The sequence below is a fragment of the Paenarthrobacter sp. 2TAF44 genome, assembly GCF_052114885.1.
GTDB lineage: Bacteria > Actinomycetota > Actinomycetes > Actinomycetales > Micrococcaceae > Arthrobacter.
The window spans coordinates 1-13,924 of record NZ_JBFRFP010000046.1; the positions used below are offsets into that span (position 1 = coordinate 1).

The window sequence follows — 13,924 nt, forward strand, 5'->3', positions numbered from 1 at the left end:
GTTCACCTCGGTCACGGACCTGATGCGCAAGATCCGGCAATTCATCACCGGCTGGAACAAACGCAGCCACCCCTTCACCTGGACCAAATCACCCGAAGAAATCCTGGCGAAAGCCAAGCCAAAGACAACTTCAAACACGCGGCACTAGGCAGTCTGGTCTGCCTTTCTCTGAGTCTGAGTCCCCACGTGACGGAGGCGCCGAAGATAACTGCCACAGATCCAGAAATGAAGTACCTGGACTGGGATCTCTCTTTGATAACAGGGCTTGCAGACGTGGGGTGCTATGCCCGGATTAGAGATTGAGATGAACTCCAACAACAATGACACCCGCGATCGTAGGATCAAGCAAGATACGCGCGCCTGGGCGAAACTCGTAGGAACGAATTACACCACCGCGCTGCGCCAGACCGAGTCACCACTTGTTCAAGGGTTCCTCGGCGAAAGGGTCAGCGCGCGGCAACTGATTAACACCTTGAAGGACCACCCTCACATCGGTGCCGACGATGGCGACTTCGTCCTCGGCGAGGCTGGCTACTATGCAGACACACAGTGGAGCTTCAACGGGAGCAGCGACTTTATTGAACTGGCCCTACTCACCGACTTCCTGCGGATGTTCACTCCCATCGCGCCAGGGGAAACGTCAGAGGTGAGCAGCTACTCCCTGAAGTACACCGCCGAAAAATTCCTTGCGCCACATTGCTCCTACGTCACCAACGGTCGACTCATCTGGGCGGCGGCCGCTCTGGATCTTCCGATGGTCGAGCAAGAGGGTGGACTGAACCTCATGATCGGTGTGTCTGAGCTCGAGCATGACTACGTCAAGCGCATGGTCAGCCCGGGGAGCTCCAAGCCGCAAGGGCACCAGCACCGCCCCGCTGGATACATGCACTTGCAGACAGCACTTGAGCAGTGTGCAGCGGGTGAGCCTGTCCTTGATAGGTGGGAACGACCGGAGCCAGCGACTGAAGTTTTGCCCTCCATGAGTGGTTGATCCAGCAGGCTGACCGCGATGACGCTGTGGGTGTTCTCGCCAGCCACTACTCCGCGAGCATCCAGAGCAGCGATCACCGCACCGCTCGTACCCCCAACGAGCTGCTGGACATCCTCGGAGAAGTTTCGGCTTGGTCCGGGATCCTCAACTCGGCAGAGGAAGCGATCGTCGAGTGGGCCAGGGTCTCGCTACCGTCACAGCGCGCGGATATGATCATTCGCACTGCGTCTATCAGCAGCAGTAAAGATGACACCCAGGGATGGGGTGCGGGTCCAGGGACGATCGAGCGCTATGGGTCCCTGTGCCCCTGCGGCGAAGGGAAGGTCATCAGGGAAAATGACAGAACACCCGGCTTCCGAGAACATGATCACTGGATCGACTGTGACAAGTGCCGCAAAGAATAGGACTTCGTCTCTGGTCTTTCCGTCGCCGAATGGCGCTTGGAGCCCAAGCCCAGCAGCGATGAGAGCTAGTAGTCGATAAATGTGAACCCTGAAACAGCGGCCCCACATGATCTTCGGATCGTGGGGGGGTGCTCGGAGCTGTCGTCCCACAACTGACATGCCCTGGGTTCTACCGTGTCGTCATGACACATAATGACCAGTATTTGCTCAGCAAGCTCTTCACACGAAGTCCCTTCTTCGTCCCTGGTGCCCCGGACCAAGAAGCGGCGGAGATCATCTACGCCGGAGCTGCCAAAAACCTTCACGGCGAAACAGTGCCGGCAGCACGAATCCAACGGCTCGACTACACGCAGGAAGGAAGGACGCTGCGCGCCGAAGTCGGCCAGCCGGAACCTCACGGCGAAGGAATCGTGATGGCGATCTACGGGCCGTCCTCACGACGGAACCTATACTACGTAGTTACCCTGAACCGCGGCATGTACGCAGCGGATCCACTCATGGTTGGTCCCAATGAAGCGAACAGAGTCTACGAGTTCCTGGCTGACTGACGTTCCTTGCCAGCTCCTAACCCGAAATGACTTCGGACTCTACTTCCCGGTCACGGGGGCCGGGGAGGTCCTTGGGAATCAGATCGGCATCTTCTGGATGGTGAAAGATCCAATTGCGGGCGTTAGCGGTCGTATGTCTGTTGAAGAGCTGCGCCCACTTAGTTGAGCCAGTCTGTTCGTAGTCATGCCGACCGGCAACAATGTCCTCTGCCACCGCTTCCGGTTCCTGTTGCTTCTGGTCAACCATCTCAGCGAAAACTGGCCCAGGATGACTCAGGAGCAGTCCGACATCTCGCGTCAGAGGGACCGCGATCCCCCAGGCCGTCCCAACCCCCACTCCTCGGAACACGTCTTTCAGTTCCGGGTCACGCACCAGTGCAACCGGCGTATCGCACGTCAGCAACTTCTTGCGGTTGAACCGGATAAGGGTCCATGGGCGCCCAACAAAATAGAGCAACAGTTCGGGAACCAGTTCGAGTATGTGGCGAATGTGACCCAAGGGAGTTGTTCCCATGGTTATCCCATCCGCCTCAGCTGCCTGCTGCACCAACCGATCCACCACGTCGTCATCAAACTCTTTGCCCGACTTGCTCAGCGTGTCTCGAACACCGTCCGCACCCATTTGGGAAACCACCTTGGACAGAACTGTTCCGTGCATCTGATCCATTGAAGTTCTGGTGTCCGGACCCCTGAGGAACTGAAAGGTTAGGAAGGTACCAAGGATCTCCCGGTCTTCGCGGGACAGTGGCCAGCTCCCTTCTACTGCCTTCTTGATGACGGCGGATGCATCACCTTCCAACTGGGAGAGGTCTTTCTCAAACACATCCGCCCCATGGGGGTGGCCGGTCAAAGCGTAAAAGTTTTTCTGGACCGTTGCATGGGTGGTGGGTATGACCAGCCGCTTTCCGTCGCGTCCAGCGGCCCCAATTTGTGCCGTGCTGTCTGCGCTGTCCTTAGAACCGAAGCCATTCAGATAGAACTTCGGAACTGTGTGATGCCGCTTGCTGACCCCCATGTTGACCGTACCTTTCTTTGATCCTCTCCAAGCCCAACAGTGACTATTGTCGCTGTTGCCTCAGAGCAGGATCGTCAACGCTCGTCCGCACGCAGCGAGGGCGCAGTCTACGTCCCATGTTGTGGGCCGATCGCGGCCACTTTGTCGCCACGTCTGTGGCGCCGTCATATAGCCAAGAGCTACGCCTTCCGCATACCAGACCGTCCAGGGTGTGGCACTCTAATCTGTGGATGAGCGAGGAGACTGATGGCGCCCAGAAAGGTATGATACATCCAATTCCGGGAGGAAGTGCGCAGGTACAACCCAAGTGATTTGATCCCATTCCTTGCTGCTCAGGCAGCGAGGCGCCAGGGCTTGACCACCTCCTCGGATGACAACTGGCCAACGGGTTCCCTCCTTGGTTCTTTGCCGCCGCTGCACGGGATTCCTTGGTATACGGAAACAAATATCGAGAAAGACATGACCGAAGCTGAGTTCATCAACATGCGGAACCTGCTTACGGAGTCCCACGACAACCCCAAAGACGGCGCCTCGATGACCGAGGAAGACTTGGCAGTGATGCTGGGCCGGTATGTCTATGAGCAGTTTCCGTACCAAAGCTCCGTGATGGAGGAATTGGCCAGGCCTTACACGGATCAAACGGAAAAATATGCAACAGACTCAACCATCAATCGCACGGTCCTCGGGTTAGGCTCTGCCCATGAAACGAATCTTGGGGGCTGCCGGCGGTGTCCTGCTGGCCATTTCACTCAGCGGATGCGCCCCGACGTCAGAAGCAAGCGCACAAAGCTCATCGGCCTCACCTACGCCCACCAAATCCCAAATCGAACAAGCGCTTGATACCTGCAAGGTGAAGAGCGGCGAGTACGCCCGCATCGGTGATGGTGGATACACCATCACCATGCAGGGCGAGCCTAAGAACAGTTATGTCGGATTACCGGTAACGGATCTTGCCTGCATTCTGAAGGCGGTAAAGATCCCGGACAGTGTTGTGGCCGAGATCGACTCCACGCGAGCGCTTGACGGCACGCAGAAGGACTCCTGGGACAAGTTCCAGGCATCCTGGACTTATCATCCGGACAATGGCCTCAGGATCATCGTCACGGAGTCGAAGTCAGCTCTTCCCTGAAGGCGCTCAGCTCGACGAAGTGTAGCTTTCGCGGGGAAAAGTCGACGTCCGAGCAGATCGCCGCCGCCTTGAATGGGTGGGTCAAGGTAGTTGCCCCTACTTCCCACGCAGCCTTCGCTTACAGGTACCGTCCGGTCTAAACGCGCCGCTAAAATCCGGGCGGCCGCGCCACCTGCCTAGGATGACCAGCCTAAGTGCTGTGGCGTGCCACTCGGGATGCGAAACAGGATCACTTAGTGTCGGGCATGGCCGGTTCATCGTGGCAGCATTCAAGCATCACTCCCAGAACGCCGCTACCCCAGACCATCAAGATTTACCTTCCGCAGGGTGATCCGGCGGGTATCCGGATGGCTGAGATCACCACGTACAGTAAGGGTTTTCGAGGTGCCGCGGCCGCTCCTGAGGGACTTCCGGGATAGGCCGGAGTCCAAGCAGGTGGCCGTCTACTTCTTGTTCGGATAATCCTCGTCGGGACTGCAATCCTGCTACATCTGACAGACCGGCAGCGTTGGTGACAGGCTCAAGCAGCACTCGGACACGAAGGACTTCTGGGACCGCGCGCTGGTCGAAGTGTCACTGACCAACGCCTGGACAAACACTCATAACGGATATATGGAACGGCAGGCGATCCAGAATGCCCGGCAGGCAGGACGGTATGAGCTGCACAACGGCAATGAGGCATCGAACCCGCATACGCCGGCGCCCCTGGAATCCGACTGCCGGGAGTATCTGGAAACCATCGCGGTTCTCTTGACGACCCTGGGGTACCCCGTCCTGGAGCCCGTCCGCGAGATCAGCCTGGCCGGCACGCCCGGGGGAGAGGGTGCTCCTGAAACTCTATTCTTCAGGGAGGGCGGCACCGACGCCGGGGCCAGACCCACCACCGAGCGTTTGCTCGTCCCTGCGGGTCAGTCGGTAAAGCCACAGCCCGCCCATCCCTTTCGGCCTCATTGGCGCGCCGCCGGGTGGCATTGGTCGAACAGGGCATTGCCGAGGTCCGCGGTGATGAGTATGTCTTCGTCAAAGACCACCTGTTCAGCAGCCCCAGCACCGCGGGTGCCATCGTCATCGGCGGCAGCATCAACGGGCGGATCATTTGGAAGGCCGCGGACGGACGCAGCTTCCAGCAGCTTGAAGACCAGTCGCTCGGCGTCACACCTGACATCAGGAACGAAGGTCCGGGCACGGTCGCGGGAGACAGCAGTGAGATAGATGGCGGGAGAATGTGGGCAGCAAAATATGTGTTGACGACGGACCAAACAGGCAATTCATGCCAAGTCGAACTTCACGTTCAACAACTCCGCGAAGCAGGGTATGAAGTTCGTGAACCAGATGTCGACCATCATGCTCCGTGCATACAACGCAGAAGCCGAAAACTGTGTAAAAACGGTCAAGGCCGGCAATCTGGCAACGGCGACAGCTCGCCTGACGAAGGCAAAGGAACAGATCGAGCGGCAAGGTACGATGATCAATCTGCGAGTCGACGAGACCTATCACCACCTGCGCATCCAGGAAATGGTCCTCGCTACAGAACACCTTCAGGTCCTTGCCGGTGAGAAGGAAATGGAGCGCGCCCGCCGCGAAGAGCTGCGCGAACAAAAGAAGGCCGAAGCTGAACTGGCGGCGGCCCGGGAGACCTTGCCAAGGAACGCGCCATGCACCAAGCAACCCTGGACGCACTGATAGCCAACGGCGACCTCGAAGGTGCCGAACGCATGGGGGCAAAAATTGCTGAGGATGAGCTTGCCCTGGCTGACGTGGAACGGCGAGCTGCTAACATCCGTGCCGGTTACGTTTACGTCATCTCCAACATCGGCGCTTTCGGAGAGAACATGGTCAAGATCGGCATGACACGCCGGCCCATGGACAGGGTCAACGAACTCGGAGATGCGTCCGTGCCCTTCCGCTTTGATGTACATGCGCTCTTCTACTCCGACGATGCGGTTGCCACCGAAGCCATGCTGCACAGGACCTTCGCGGAACAGCGCGTCAACAAGGTCAACCTCCGCCGTGAGATCTTCCGGGTCACCCCGCACCAAGTCCTAGAAGTGCTGAAAGAACACCACGTCGAACTCGTCGAATTCACCGAACTACCCGCCGCCGAAGAATTCCGCCTCAGTACTCCAGAGGCCGACGCCCTGCCTGTGTAACGGACAATCGCCGATTTGCTGGTCGGAGGACTGTTAGCGCGATTGGACTGGTGCCGTCGTTCAGGGCGTGTCGTAGGTGCTTTTATGGCACAGACCAAGGCCATGTCCGGCCGGCTAAATGTGGAGAGTTGCATACAGGTCAGAGGTGCATCCTAGCGCCGAGGGGGGAATCGCGTGCATCAGTCGAGGCGTCGGACGCATTCGTGAAGGGCCGCCGGGAGGGACCCGTCAACCCTGCATTTATGCCAATTATGTGTTCTTTGGCCTCGTCGAGACGATGTCGATCAACTCATCGGCACTTAATCGGCCGCGGCGCCGACTCAAACCTTTGAAGACGGAAGTGCCCCCGGTTGATATGACGTAGTTGCTACGCTCGCGGAAGATTTTTGGTGTCTTGGCGGATTGAATCCGTTTGCCAGATGGGACGGATTGCTTGCTAAGTGCATTGTCGTCGTTCATTGCTTGGCTCCTCCGCGTTGCCTTACTGGAAGCTTACGGGCTTTGGTCATTCTTCCACCACCAGCTTGGGGCCAAGGAATCTAACTCGTATCCAAAAGGTGATCGTGACGATGCATAATGCATATACGGCGAGCCACACAACCTGCCAAACCCACGGGGACAGGGGGATTGCAGCGAGACCTGCCACGAGAAATATCTGGGCTACTCCGAGGACCAGCAGGTAGCGAAGAGGCGCAAGAGCCTTTAGGGCAACTCGATTTTCGGATCTAACCACGACCCAGGAAAGCAGAAGTGCCGGACCGGTCAGCATGATTGGGACGGCGGGCGAGGGGATGGTGAAGGCTGAGCCCAAGAGACTGGGTTCCCAAAACCTTGCGAAAAGACTGAAGATAACGCCGATGGAGATAACGATCACTGCGACGTCGGTAACAAGTTGCATCCCATGTCTCGTTGGGCGAACGTGGAACCGTGCCGTTCCTTGGGCAAATCGGTCGGCGTCAGTCGTGTTGAGGTGCGCTAAAGGGCGCGGACGGCTCTGCGTTTCGCTGATCCAAGATGTCACGTCGCTCGAGGAGTCCAAACGCAAGGTTAGGGACTCGATATGCGTTCCTTCCGGCGCTTCAACCTCAAGATGCTGGCTTCGGGCCAATCCTAAGTCAGGGATGTCAACCTCGTAGAGCAGCGCGTTCCCCCTAGTCCGAGATGACGCTTTCAGCTCGTCTTGGCTGCTCGAAAATTTTAGGATAGCTCGCCGGCCCAACCAGTCATCGCCAATAACCGCAAACAATATGAAGCTGCTTATTAGAGTTTCTGCAAGCTGATCGAGCAGCTCGGTGACATCGTCTGAGATTCCCGTGGGGACGAGCAGTGCGGAACGGGCTGGTGTCAACCAGTCGTTGTACGCTTGCCATGCCTCGTCTCTAGACTCATTCCGACTGAAGGCTAGCTTGCGAGCTACGGCCCACGACTGTTCCTCATTGTCGTCCGTGAGGCCAAGATTCGTTGCTGCGGCAAAGAACAAGCTGGCCGCCAGCTCGCCGTTATCAGATGAGCTGAGTATTGGGATGGATCTGCCATCGGGTCCTTCAGTGTCCAGACCACGCAAAGGGCCTTTCTCAAGCCAACCGAGGGGAACCGCTACTTGGCCTTTTCCGACGACTATGGCCCATTTCCTGGGAACTGTGGCGTCGAGGCTCACGGACCTTCGTGTTTCCCCCGCAGCCGTTAGGTCGAGCTTGTCTACCCGCCGGTGTATCCACTGCTGGGAACGAAGGATCAGATCCAGCACCTTACGACCATCATCTACTGACGCCAAGCTTGCTCCTTCTGGATGAGTTGGGACTCGTCCAAGATTAGTGGCATACGGGAGGAAGGGATGGTGACTGCATTCAAGCCGCGCTCTCTGTCCTAGCTTCGCTCGAAGTCAAACTGTCGGGCCCAAGGAGTAGTGTCCCGATTTGTGGCGAATAAGTGCCGGCAATAACGATTGGGGAAAAGGATGAGAGAAGAACATAGTGTCAGGGTTGTTTTCCGTTGCAGAACTGGTCATGAGCACGAGCTTTGCGTTGACGTTCAGCGAGGCGTGCCGCCCGAGCTGCGGTGCCCGCCCTCACAGCCTCAAGGTTACGGTGCTAGCAACGTCACGGGGTGTCCTATTCCGGCAGATCTTCGCGAGAGGGTACAAAGGGAGCTTCGCGATTCATTGCAGGAGAACAAGCGACGTGGGTCCGTCGTAATTCATGAGTAAGGCAGCGAACAGGGGACCCTCATCAAGGTTCTTAGCGGCCGTGCTGATATCGCCTTGGGCTTTTTTGTGTCTAGGCGCCCGTGCGAAATCCGGTTATTCAGGTCATGGGACGCCTCATGTGAAGGAGAAGCTCTGATGGAACTAACTCCACAATCTCTGGAACTTGGGCCCCGGACCGGCTTGTGAGAGCTGCCGGGAGGTCTTAGAGGGGCTATGGCATCACCAGGCCTATCCAGAGAGCGCACAGCCGGTGTGTGCAGATTCGATATCTGTCAGGATGGGCGTGGACATTGTCCACACTTCTGGTCTCGGACTGCCTCGTATAGCCGCAGGACTGGCCCGGTTTCCGCATGTTTCCGCAACTTCCCAGCAATGCCAAGGCCTGGAATCCCATTCGAGTCCCACCTCGGGCACGGCATACCCCCTCGTCAGAGGGGTTTTTGCTTTAACGTGTGTACATTCTGGTTGGTCAGGTCCCACTGACACCGGCCGCGGAGTGGGCCGGGCGCCGCGGGTCGGCTGTTTGGTTGTGGGAGCGGGTTCAAGGTCGTGGCGATCCGGCCCGCCGCTTGCTCTGAACTGGCGTTATGCGTCCCTCTCTTGGTGCGTCGGGTAGGTCGGGGTTGGCCTACAGCTCTTCATGGGTAGGGGTGCTGAGCACGACATGACTTCGCGATCCTTCGTCAGAGACGCTAGTTTCGGCTCGTTCCTGGTATGAGGAGACGTGGCTGATCGATGCTTTGTCAGGCCAAAGGAGGGGTCGACATTGTCCACACTTAAATCTTCTTTATTGCGGTTGACTGTGGCTATCACTGTCCCCTCCTACGGCCTACGTTTACTCATCGCATATAAGTGGCCCTAGCGACATGACGGCGATCCGCAAGCTACGTTCGACCGAGCGTATTCATGATCCCGTGGTTCCCTTCACCCTTTTGTTGCCGTGTCTTTTTCTGCGGTTGGTGGTTGTGGGGGTCGTTCTGGTAGGGGACCACACGCTGGGCTGAGGGGCCGGAGTGCAACTTGGGGAACCGGGCGCCGGGGCGAAAACGTCAGTCGGAGGCAATGCTTCGATGTTTCAATGAAGGAGCTTGCGGTTCCGGGGCCGGCGCGGTAGCGCCTTGGTTGCGCGGAGGACCCGCCCAGCGATCATGGGGCATATCAGAATGACAAGCAGCGATAGAACTTCCGCTTATCTATCGAAGCGAAGGAAACGAAGCGGCATGAATTCGGCGTCAGCAATGATTCCGTTCGCAGGGCGCCGCTTACGTTGTTCCCGCCCATGCTAGGTCGCTCCCGGCCGACCACAGAGTTTGGACGTGTTTTAGCCCGAGGGCTGTTGATCCCTATTGGCCAGGGGCGGTGCCCGCGGTGAACGGGGCCGTTTCCTTGAGAAAGGGTACGGAAGGGTGGATGCCCTCGTGGATGTTACGCCCGCCCATTAGTACGGCAGATATTTCTGCTGCGACAGCGGCAGAAATCGATGATTTGGTTCGCGCGGCGGCTTCGATTGCGATGATGACCGTTCACGGCCTCAGCGCCACGACGTCAGGGCCACTGCGTCGGAAAATGCGGTCGCTGTCGACGCTTTTAGCCTTGGTTTGGCTCCTACTGGTCTCGTATCGGCAAGGATCACGTTTTCGCGGATTCCGCAGTGTTCGTAAGGACTCGAGTGCAGTTCCATGCTTCCGCTGCATTTATGGGGAAGTGATCCGAAGCCGCCGCTACCAATGGTGTTGGCGCCATAGGAGCTACCCCCCCGAAACGGCACTCCCAGGGTAGGGTGTGCCTTAGCCGACGAAGGGGTCACGATGAGCTACAAATATCGAACTGTTCGGGTTCGCGGTACCGAGCTGGTTGGGACAATTGCGAGGAAGCACGGGAGTGCGGCTGAAATCTACGAAACGTCCAAAGACCTGAGCACATCAGTAGTTCCTGTGTTCTTCGAGGCAACGGGCGAGATCCGCTTTTTCGACAGGTCAGTGCTGGAGGACGTTGTGGCACCAGCCAGTTAACCCGCCTAGGCATACCGGGGCGGGCACGCGGGCTTGGCCCGTGGGACCCATTTCATGGGCAAATGAGGGTGTGCACAATCATTACTGTCCACACTTTCGCCGTCGGAGCACGTCGCACATCGGTTGGACTGCTTCGGATTCCGCATGTTCTCGCAGGTGCCCGTTGTTTCCAAGGCCTGGAGTCCCGTTCGAGTCCCACCTAGGGCACTGTGTTGTCGCAGGTCGGCAGCCTGTTGGCCGGTGGGCGTGGCCAAATGTTTACGAATGGGCCCTTCGGGGCCCTTTTTTCGTTGGCCGTTTGTGTGACCTGGTTGCTCCTTCGGTTGCAGGGGAGTGAAGTTGCTTGTCACCTATTCATGGCGTAAAGGGTCGCAACAGCATGACCGACGACCCGGCCAAACTTTCCGCCTGGTGTTCATTACTGGAGGGCCGCAGCCCTCTGGGGCCCCTTGGCCCGGAGCATGGGGTTTGGACGCTGTCCACACTTTGCTGCGAAGCCCGATTGCATAGCTTCTGGTGGCCACCGCTCTTAATTTCGTCCGGTGCCAGATGCAGTCAACAATGGAATGGTGATTCAAGACACGACGGAAGTTGCTGGTGAAACTGCTTTGCCGGGCCTTTCCGATTCTGCAGACAGGGCTCTGAAGCTTGAGCTCGAGGAACTTCGTCTCGACAATGCCCGGTTGCGGAAGTTGTTGGAGCTCACGGAGGCCGAGTCCAAGGGGGCTCGCCTAGCTCAACCCGCCATTCCCGCAGTGATGCACCATGGCGTCGTGACTATGGATTCGCCCCCGGAAGCGAAAGTCCGTCTCTTCCAGGATTTGTTCCGGGCTCGAAGTGATGTTTATGCAGTCAGGTGGGAAAACTCACGGGACGGCCGTTCGGGCTGGGTTCCGTCGGTTGCCGGTGGCTGGCGTAAGGGCGCTAGTATCGCCGGCGCTGGTTTCTTGCCGCTTACGCCATTCGTTGTCGCTGACCATTTGCGGGGGCTGCAGCATATTGGGCTGTATCCCTTGACTGAACAGGACACTTGCTGGTGGGTCGCGGCGGACTTTGACGGTAGTGCCGCCATGTTGGATGCGCTGGCGTACGTAAAGGCGGCCCGCTTTCGGGGAATTCCGGCAGCGTTGGAGGTTTCCCAATCCGGACGTGGCGCGCACGTGTGGATCTTCTTCAGCACGGCGATGCCGGCGACGGTCGCGCGCCAGCTTGGCACCGGCCTCATCCATGAGGCGATGGCACTACGCGGGAGCATGAACCTGGCTAGTTATGACAGGCTCTTTCCCTCCCAAGACGTTCACTCTGGCAAAGGCATGGGCAACCTGATTGCTGCGCCGCTGAACGGCAAACGCCGCCAGCATGGCGCCACGGTATTCCTCGACACGACGACCCTCGAACCATACGAGGATCAGTGGGCGTACCTGTCCAGCCTGGATCGTCTTTCGGACCACGATGTTCATGCCTATGTCCGCAGGCTGCCCACTGTCAGGCTGGGACAAGAAGTTCGTCGGCTTGAGCTGCCGCAATCGTCCAAGATCGTTCCGCGACCTGCACTCATCGTTCATGCGGCATTCGCCTCCCGACTGACCGTCAGGGCAGCTGATCTGGGGCCGGCGATGATCTCAGCCGTCAAGCATGCTGCGTCCCTGCCGAACCCTGAGTTCTACGAGCGCCAGCGTCGGCGCCGGTCCACATGGAACATTCCCCGGTACCTGCGCAACTACGACGAAACGCTTGAAGGCGACCTCATTTTGCCTCGCGGCTTGCTGCCCCTCTTGCAGCGGCTTGTTGAATCGGGTGGCAGCTCGCTGCGCATTGACGATCAACGGGCGGATGGCGCTGCCCAAGGCTTCGAGTTCTCGGCCCGGCTGCGCCCGGAACAACAAGATGCCGTGGACGCCGCCACGGTCTCGGAGCACGGAGTGTTGGTGGCTCCGCCCGGTACCGGAAAGACCGTGATGGCGTGCGCGGCCATGGCGCTCCGTGGCGTCTCGACCCTCATCCTGGTTGATCGCAAGGCCCTGGCTGAGCAATGGCGAACCCGCGTGCGTGAGTTCATGGACGAAAAATGCGGACAGATCGGCGGCGGGCGTGTAAAGACAACCGGCCGGGTCGACGTTGCCCTCTTGCCTACGCTGGTGCGGCGAGAGAACATCGCCGAGCTGACCGCTGGGTACGGTTTCGTCATCGTGGACGAGTGCCACCATGTACCGGCGGCCGCGTTCAGCCACGTCATGAACCAGATCCAGGCACGGTACTGGCTGGGATTGACTGCGACGCCGTACCGGCGGGACAAGCTGGACTCGCTGATCTACCACCAGCTCGGTCAGATCTCACACACCATCGAACCCGCGCCTCGTCAGCAGTTGCCGAGTCACGCAGGGGAGATCGCCGAGCCTGCGCTGGAGTTGGAACTGCATCGGACGTCATACACGTACGCCGGCCCGGCGGATCCAAGCGAACCGGGCGGGATCTCCGCCATCTACAAGGACCTGATCGCCGACGAGGCACGCCTTCAGCAAATTTACGACGATGTCATGGCGGCCTACGCGCAGAACTCCCGAATCCTGGTCTTGACAACGTGGAAAGCCCATCTTGATTCGTTTAGGTCCCGATTCGAGGCTGCCGGACTGAATCCCGTGGTCTTCACGGGGGCGATGAAAGCGAAAGAGCGGCAGGCCGCAGTCGATCTTCTTGCCGGCGCCGACGATGAGCAGCCCCTGCTGGTCCTGGGAACCGGCTCCTACATCGGCGAAGGCTTTGACTGCCCCAAGCTGGATACCCTGTTCCTTGCAGCGCCAGTCTCGTTCAAAGGCAGATTGGTCCAATACGCCGGCCGCGTTATCCGCCCATACCCGGGAAAGGCTGTTGCTACGGTTCACGACTATCTTGACGAATCTACACCCGTCCTGGCAGCGTCGCTGAACAAGCGGGCGCCGGGGTATGTCTCACTTGGTTTCCCCGATCCGCGGAAGATGACAATCCGATAATTGCCTGCATAGAAGGGCACGTGGTGAGCGCGTGATTGACCCTAAGCCTCTGGAACTGGATTGCCGCCAGCACTACAGCGCAATATTTGCGCAGGCCAGGGCTTCGTTCAGGGCCACGATGCCTAGCTGCCGAAGCGCCTGAGGATGCCTGGGCTGCGAAGTGGTCAGCGTCCAGATGGTGTTGTGCTTGTGCTTCCGCGTCGCGGTTCGGGCCGCTGACAACAACGCCTTCGGATTCGATTGTTTCATTTGTTTTGTTTGTTTCGTTTATAAGGTAGCGTGAACGTATACACGCAGAGGGCGGAATGAGGAGAGGAATACGATGATGGTGACCCATGCACCAATCCCGGCCTACCCGCAAGGAAATGATTCTGAACTCGCGCGGGAGGCCTTGAAGACACTTCGTCGCGCCGTTGAGGCGCACTCGGATCCACAGCAGCCGGTGGAGATGAGGGTTACTGACGGCGGGCAGCTGGAGA

Annotated in this window: 11 protein-coding genes and 1 pseudogene; 9 read left to right on the top strand and 3 right to left on the bottom strand. The window is 58.6% G+C overall.

The annotated features are described in order from the left end of the window. Positions 1–304: 304 nt before the first annotated feature. The 3 genes from AB4Z15_RS24705 (at position 305) to AB4Z15_RS24715 (ending at position 1,943) form a co-directional block, all read left to right on the top strand. Entirely contained in the window at positions 305–991 is a 687-nt protein-coding gene (locus AB4Z15_RS24705; protein ID WP_442019365.1) for a hypothetical protein, read from the top strand. Then, complete coding sequence (locus tag AB4Z15_RS24710) at positions 988–1,395, top strand: hypothetical protein (protein WP_442019366.1); 408 nt, start codon at positions 988–990, stop codon at positions 1,393–1,395. Before AB4Z15_RS24705 ends, AB4Z15_RS24710 begins: the two co-directional genes overlap by 4 nt. 182 nt (positions 1,396–1,577) lie before the next feature. Beyond that, complete coding sequence (locus tag AB4Z15_RS24715; RefSeq protein WP_442019367.1) at positions 1,578–1,943, top strand: hypothetical protein; 366 nt, start codon at positions 1,578–1,580, stop codon at positions 1,941–1,943. Between the two features lie 16 nt (positions 1,944–1,959). Here the strand turns inward: AB4Z15_RS24715 and AB4Z15_RS24720 are convergent, their stop codons facing one another. Further along, positions 1,960–2,958 carry a DUF4238 domain-containing protein gene (locus AB4Z15_RS24720; protein WP_442019368.1) on the bottom strand — a complete coding sequence of 333 codons (999 nt, stop codon included), beginning with the start codon at positions 2,956–2,958 and terminating at the stop codon, positions 1,960–1,962. A 700-nt stretch (positions 2,959–3,658) separates the two neighbouring features. On the opposite strand from AB4Z15_RS24720, the gene AB4Z15_RS24725 reads away from it, so the two are divergent. From AB4Z15_RS24725 to AB4Z15_RS24740, 4 genes and pseudogenes are all read left to right on the top strand, one after another. Then, on the top strand, positions 3,659–4,087 hold the full coding sequence (locus tag AB4Z15_RS24725) for a hypothetical protein (RefSeq protein ID WP_442019369.1): 429 nt from the start codon (positions 3,659–3,661) through the stop codon (positions 4,085–4,087). 965 nt (positions 4,088–5,052) lie between these two features. Further along, positions 5,053–5,148, top strand: a pseudogene (locus AB4Z15_RS24730) (DUF4357 domain-containing protein); the annotation flags it as partial. A gap of 253 nt (positions 5,149–5,401) precedes the next feature. Then, positions 5,402–5,770 carry a DUF4041 domain-containing protein gene (locus AB4Z15_RS24735; RefSeq protein WP_442019370.1) on the top strand — a complete coding sequence of 123 codons (369 nt, stop codon included), beginning with the start codon at positions 5,402–5,404 and terminating at the stop codon, positions 5,768–5,770. Next, positions 5,743–6,237 carry a GIY-YIG nuclease family protein gene (locus tag AB4Z15_RS24740; protein WP_442019371.1) on the top strand — a complete coding sequence of 165 codons (495 nt, stop codon included), beginning with the start codon at positions 5,743–5,745 and terminating at the stop codon, positions 6,235–6,237. Before AB4Z15_RS24735 ends, AB4Z15_RS24740 begins: the two co-directional genes overlap by 28 nt. A 505-nt stretch (positions 6,238–6,742) precedes the next feature. Here AB4Z15_RS24740 and AB4Z15_RS24745 read toward each other — a convergent pair. Then, positions 6,743–8,011: a hypothetical protein gene (locus AB4Z15_RS24745; protein WP_442019372.1), complete on the bottom strand. Its 1,269-nt coding sequence runs from the start codon at positions 8,009–8,011 to the stop codon at positions 6,743–6,745. 2,240 nt (positions 8,012–10,251) lie between these two features. Here AB4Z15_RS24745 and AB4Z15_RS24750 point away from each other — a divergent pair. Together AB4Z15_RS24750 and AB4Z15_RS24755 are read left to right on the top strand one after the other, a co-directional pair. After that, positions 10,252–10,455, top strand: coding sequence for a hypothetical protein (locus AB4Z15_RS24750; protein WP_431114637.1), 204 nt, complete (start codon positions 10,252–10,254; stop codon positions 10,453–10,455). Positions 10,456–11,021: 566 nt separating this feature from the next. Further along, positions 11,022–13,445 (top strand): TOTE conflict system archaeo-eukaryotic primase domain-containing protein, encoded by a 2,424-nt coding sequence (locus tag AB4Z15_RS24755; RefSeq protein ID WP_442019373.1) that lies wholly within the window; start codon positions 11,022–11,024, stop codon positions 13,443–13,445. A 72-nt stretch (positions 13,446–13,517) separates the two neighbouring features. On the opposite strand, the gene AB4Z15_RS24760 is transcribed toward AB4Z15_RS24755, so the two are convergent. Then, positions 13,518–13,694 (bottom strand): hypothetical protein, encoded by a 177-nt coding sequence (locus tag AB4Z15_RS24760; RefSeq protein WP_442019374.1) that lies wholly within the window; start codon positions 13,692–13,694, stop codon positions 13,518–13,520. Positions 13,695–13,924 lie beyond the last annotated feature (230 nt).

What these genes read in the sequence shown, in the direction of transcription:
- AB4Z15_RS24705 (WP_442019365.1), top strand. Translation starts at nt 305, where the DNA reads ATGAACTCCAACAACAATGACACCCGCGATCGTAGGATCAAGCAAGAT.
- AB4Z15_RS24715 (WP_442019367.1), top strand. Translation starts at nt 1,578, where the DNA reads ATGACACATAATGACCAGTATTTGCTCAGCAAGCTCTTCACACGAAGT.
- AB4Z15_RS24720 (WP_442019368.1), bottom strand. Translation starts at nt 2,958, where the DNA reads ATGGGGGTCAGCAAGCGGCATCACACAGTTCCGAAGTTCTATCTGAAT.
- AB4Z15_RS24725 (WP_442019369.1), top strand. Translation starts at nt 3,659, where the DNA reads ATGAAACGAATCTTGGGGGCTGCCGGCGGTGTCCTGCTGGCCATTTCA.
- AB4Z15_RS24735 (WP_442019370.1), top strand. Translation starts at nt 5,402, where the DNA reads ATGAAGTTCGTGAACCAGATGTCGACCATCATGCTCCGTGCATACAAC.
- AB4Z15_RS24740 (WP_442019371.1), top strand. Translation starts at nt 5,743, where the DNA reads ATGCACCAAGCAACCCTGGACGCACTGATAGCCAACGGCGACCTCGAA.
- AB4Z15_RS24750 (WP_431114637.1), top strand. Translation starts at nt 10,252, where the DNA reads ATGAGCTACAAATATCGAACTGTTCGGGTTCGCGGTACCGAGCTGGTT.
- AB4Z15_RS24755 (WP_442019373.1), top strand. Translation starts at nt 11,022, where the DNA reads ATGGTGATTCAAGACACGACGGAAGTTGCTGGTGAAACTGCTTTGCCG.
- AB4Z15_RS24760 (WP_442019374.1), bottom strand. Translation starts at nt 13,694, where the DNA reads ATGAAACAATCGAATCCGAAGGCGTTGTTGTCAGCGGCCCGAACCGCG.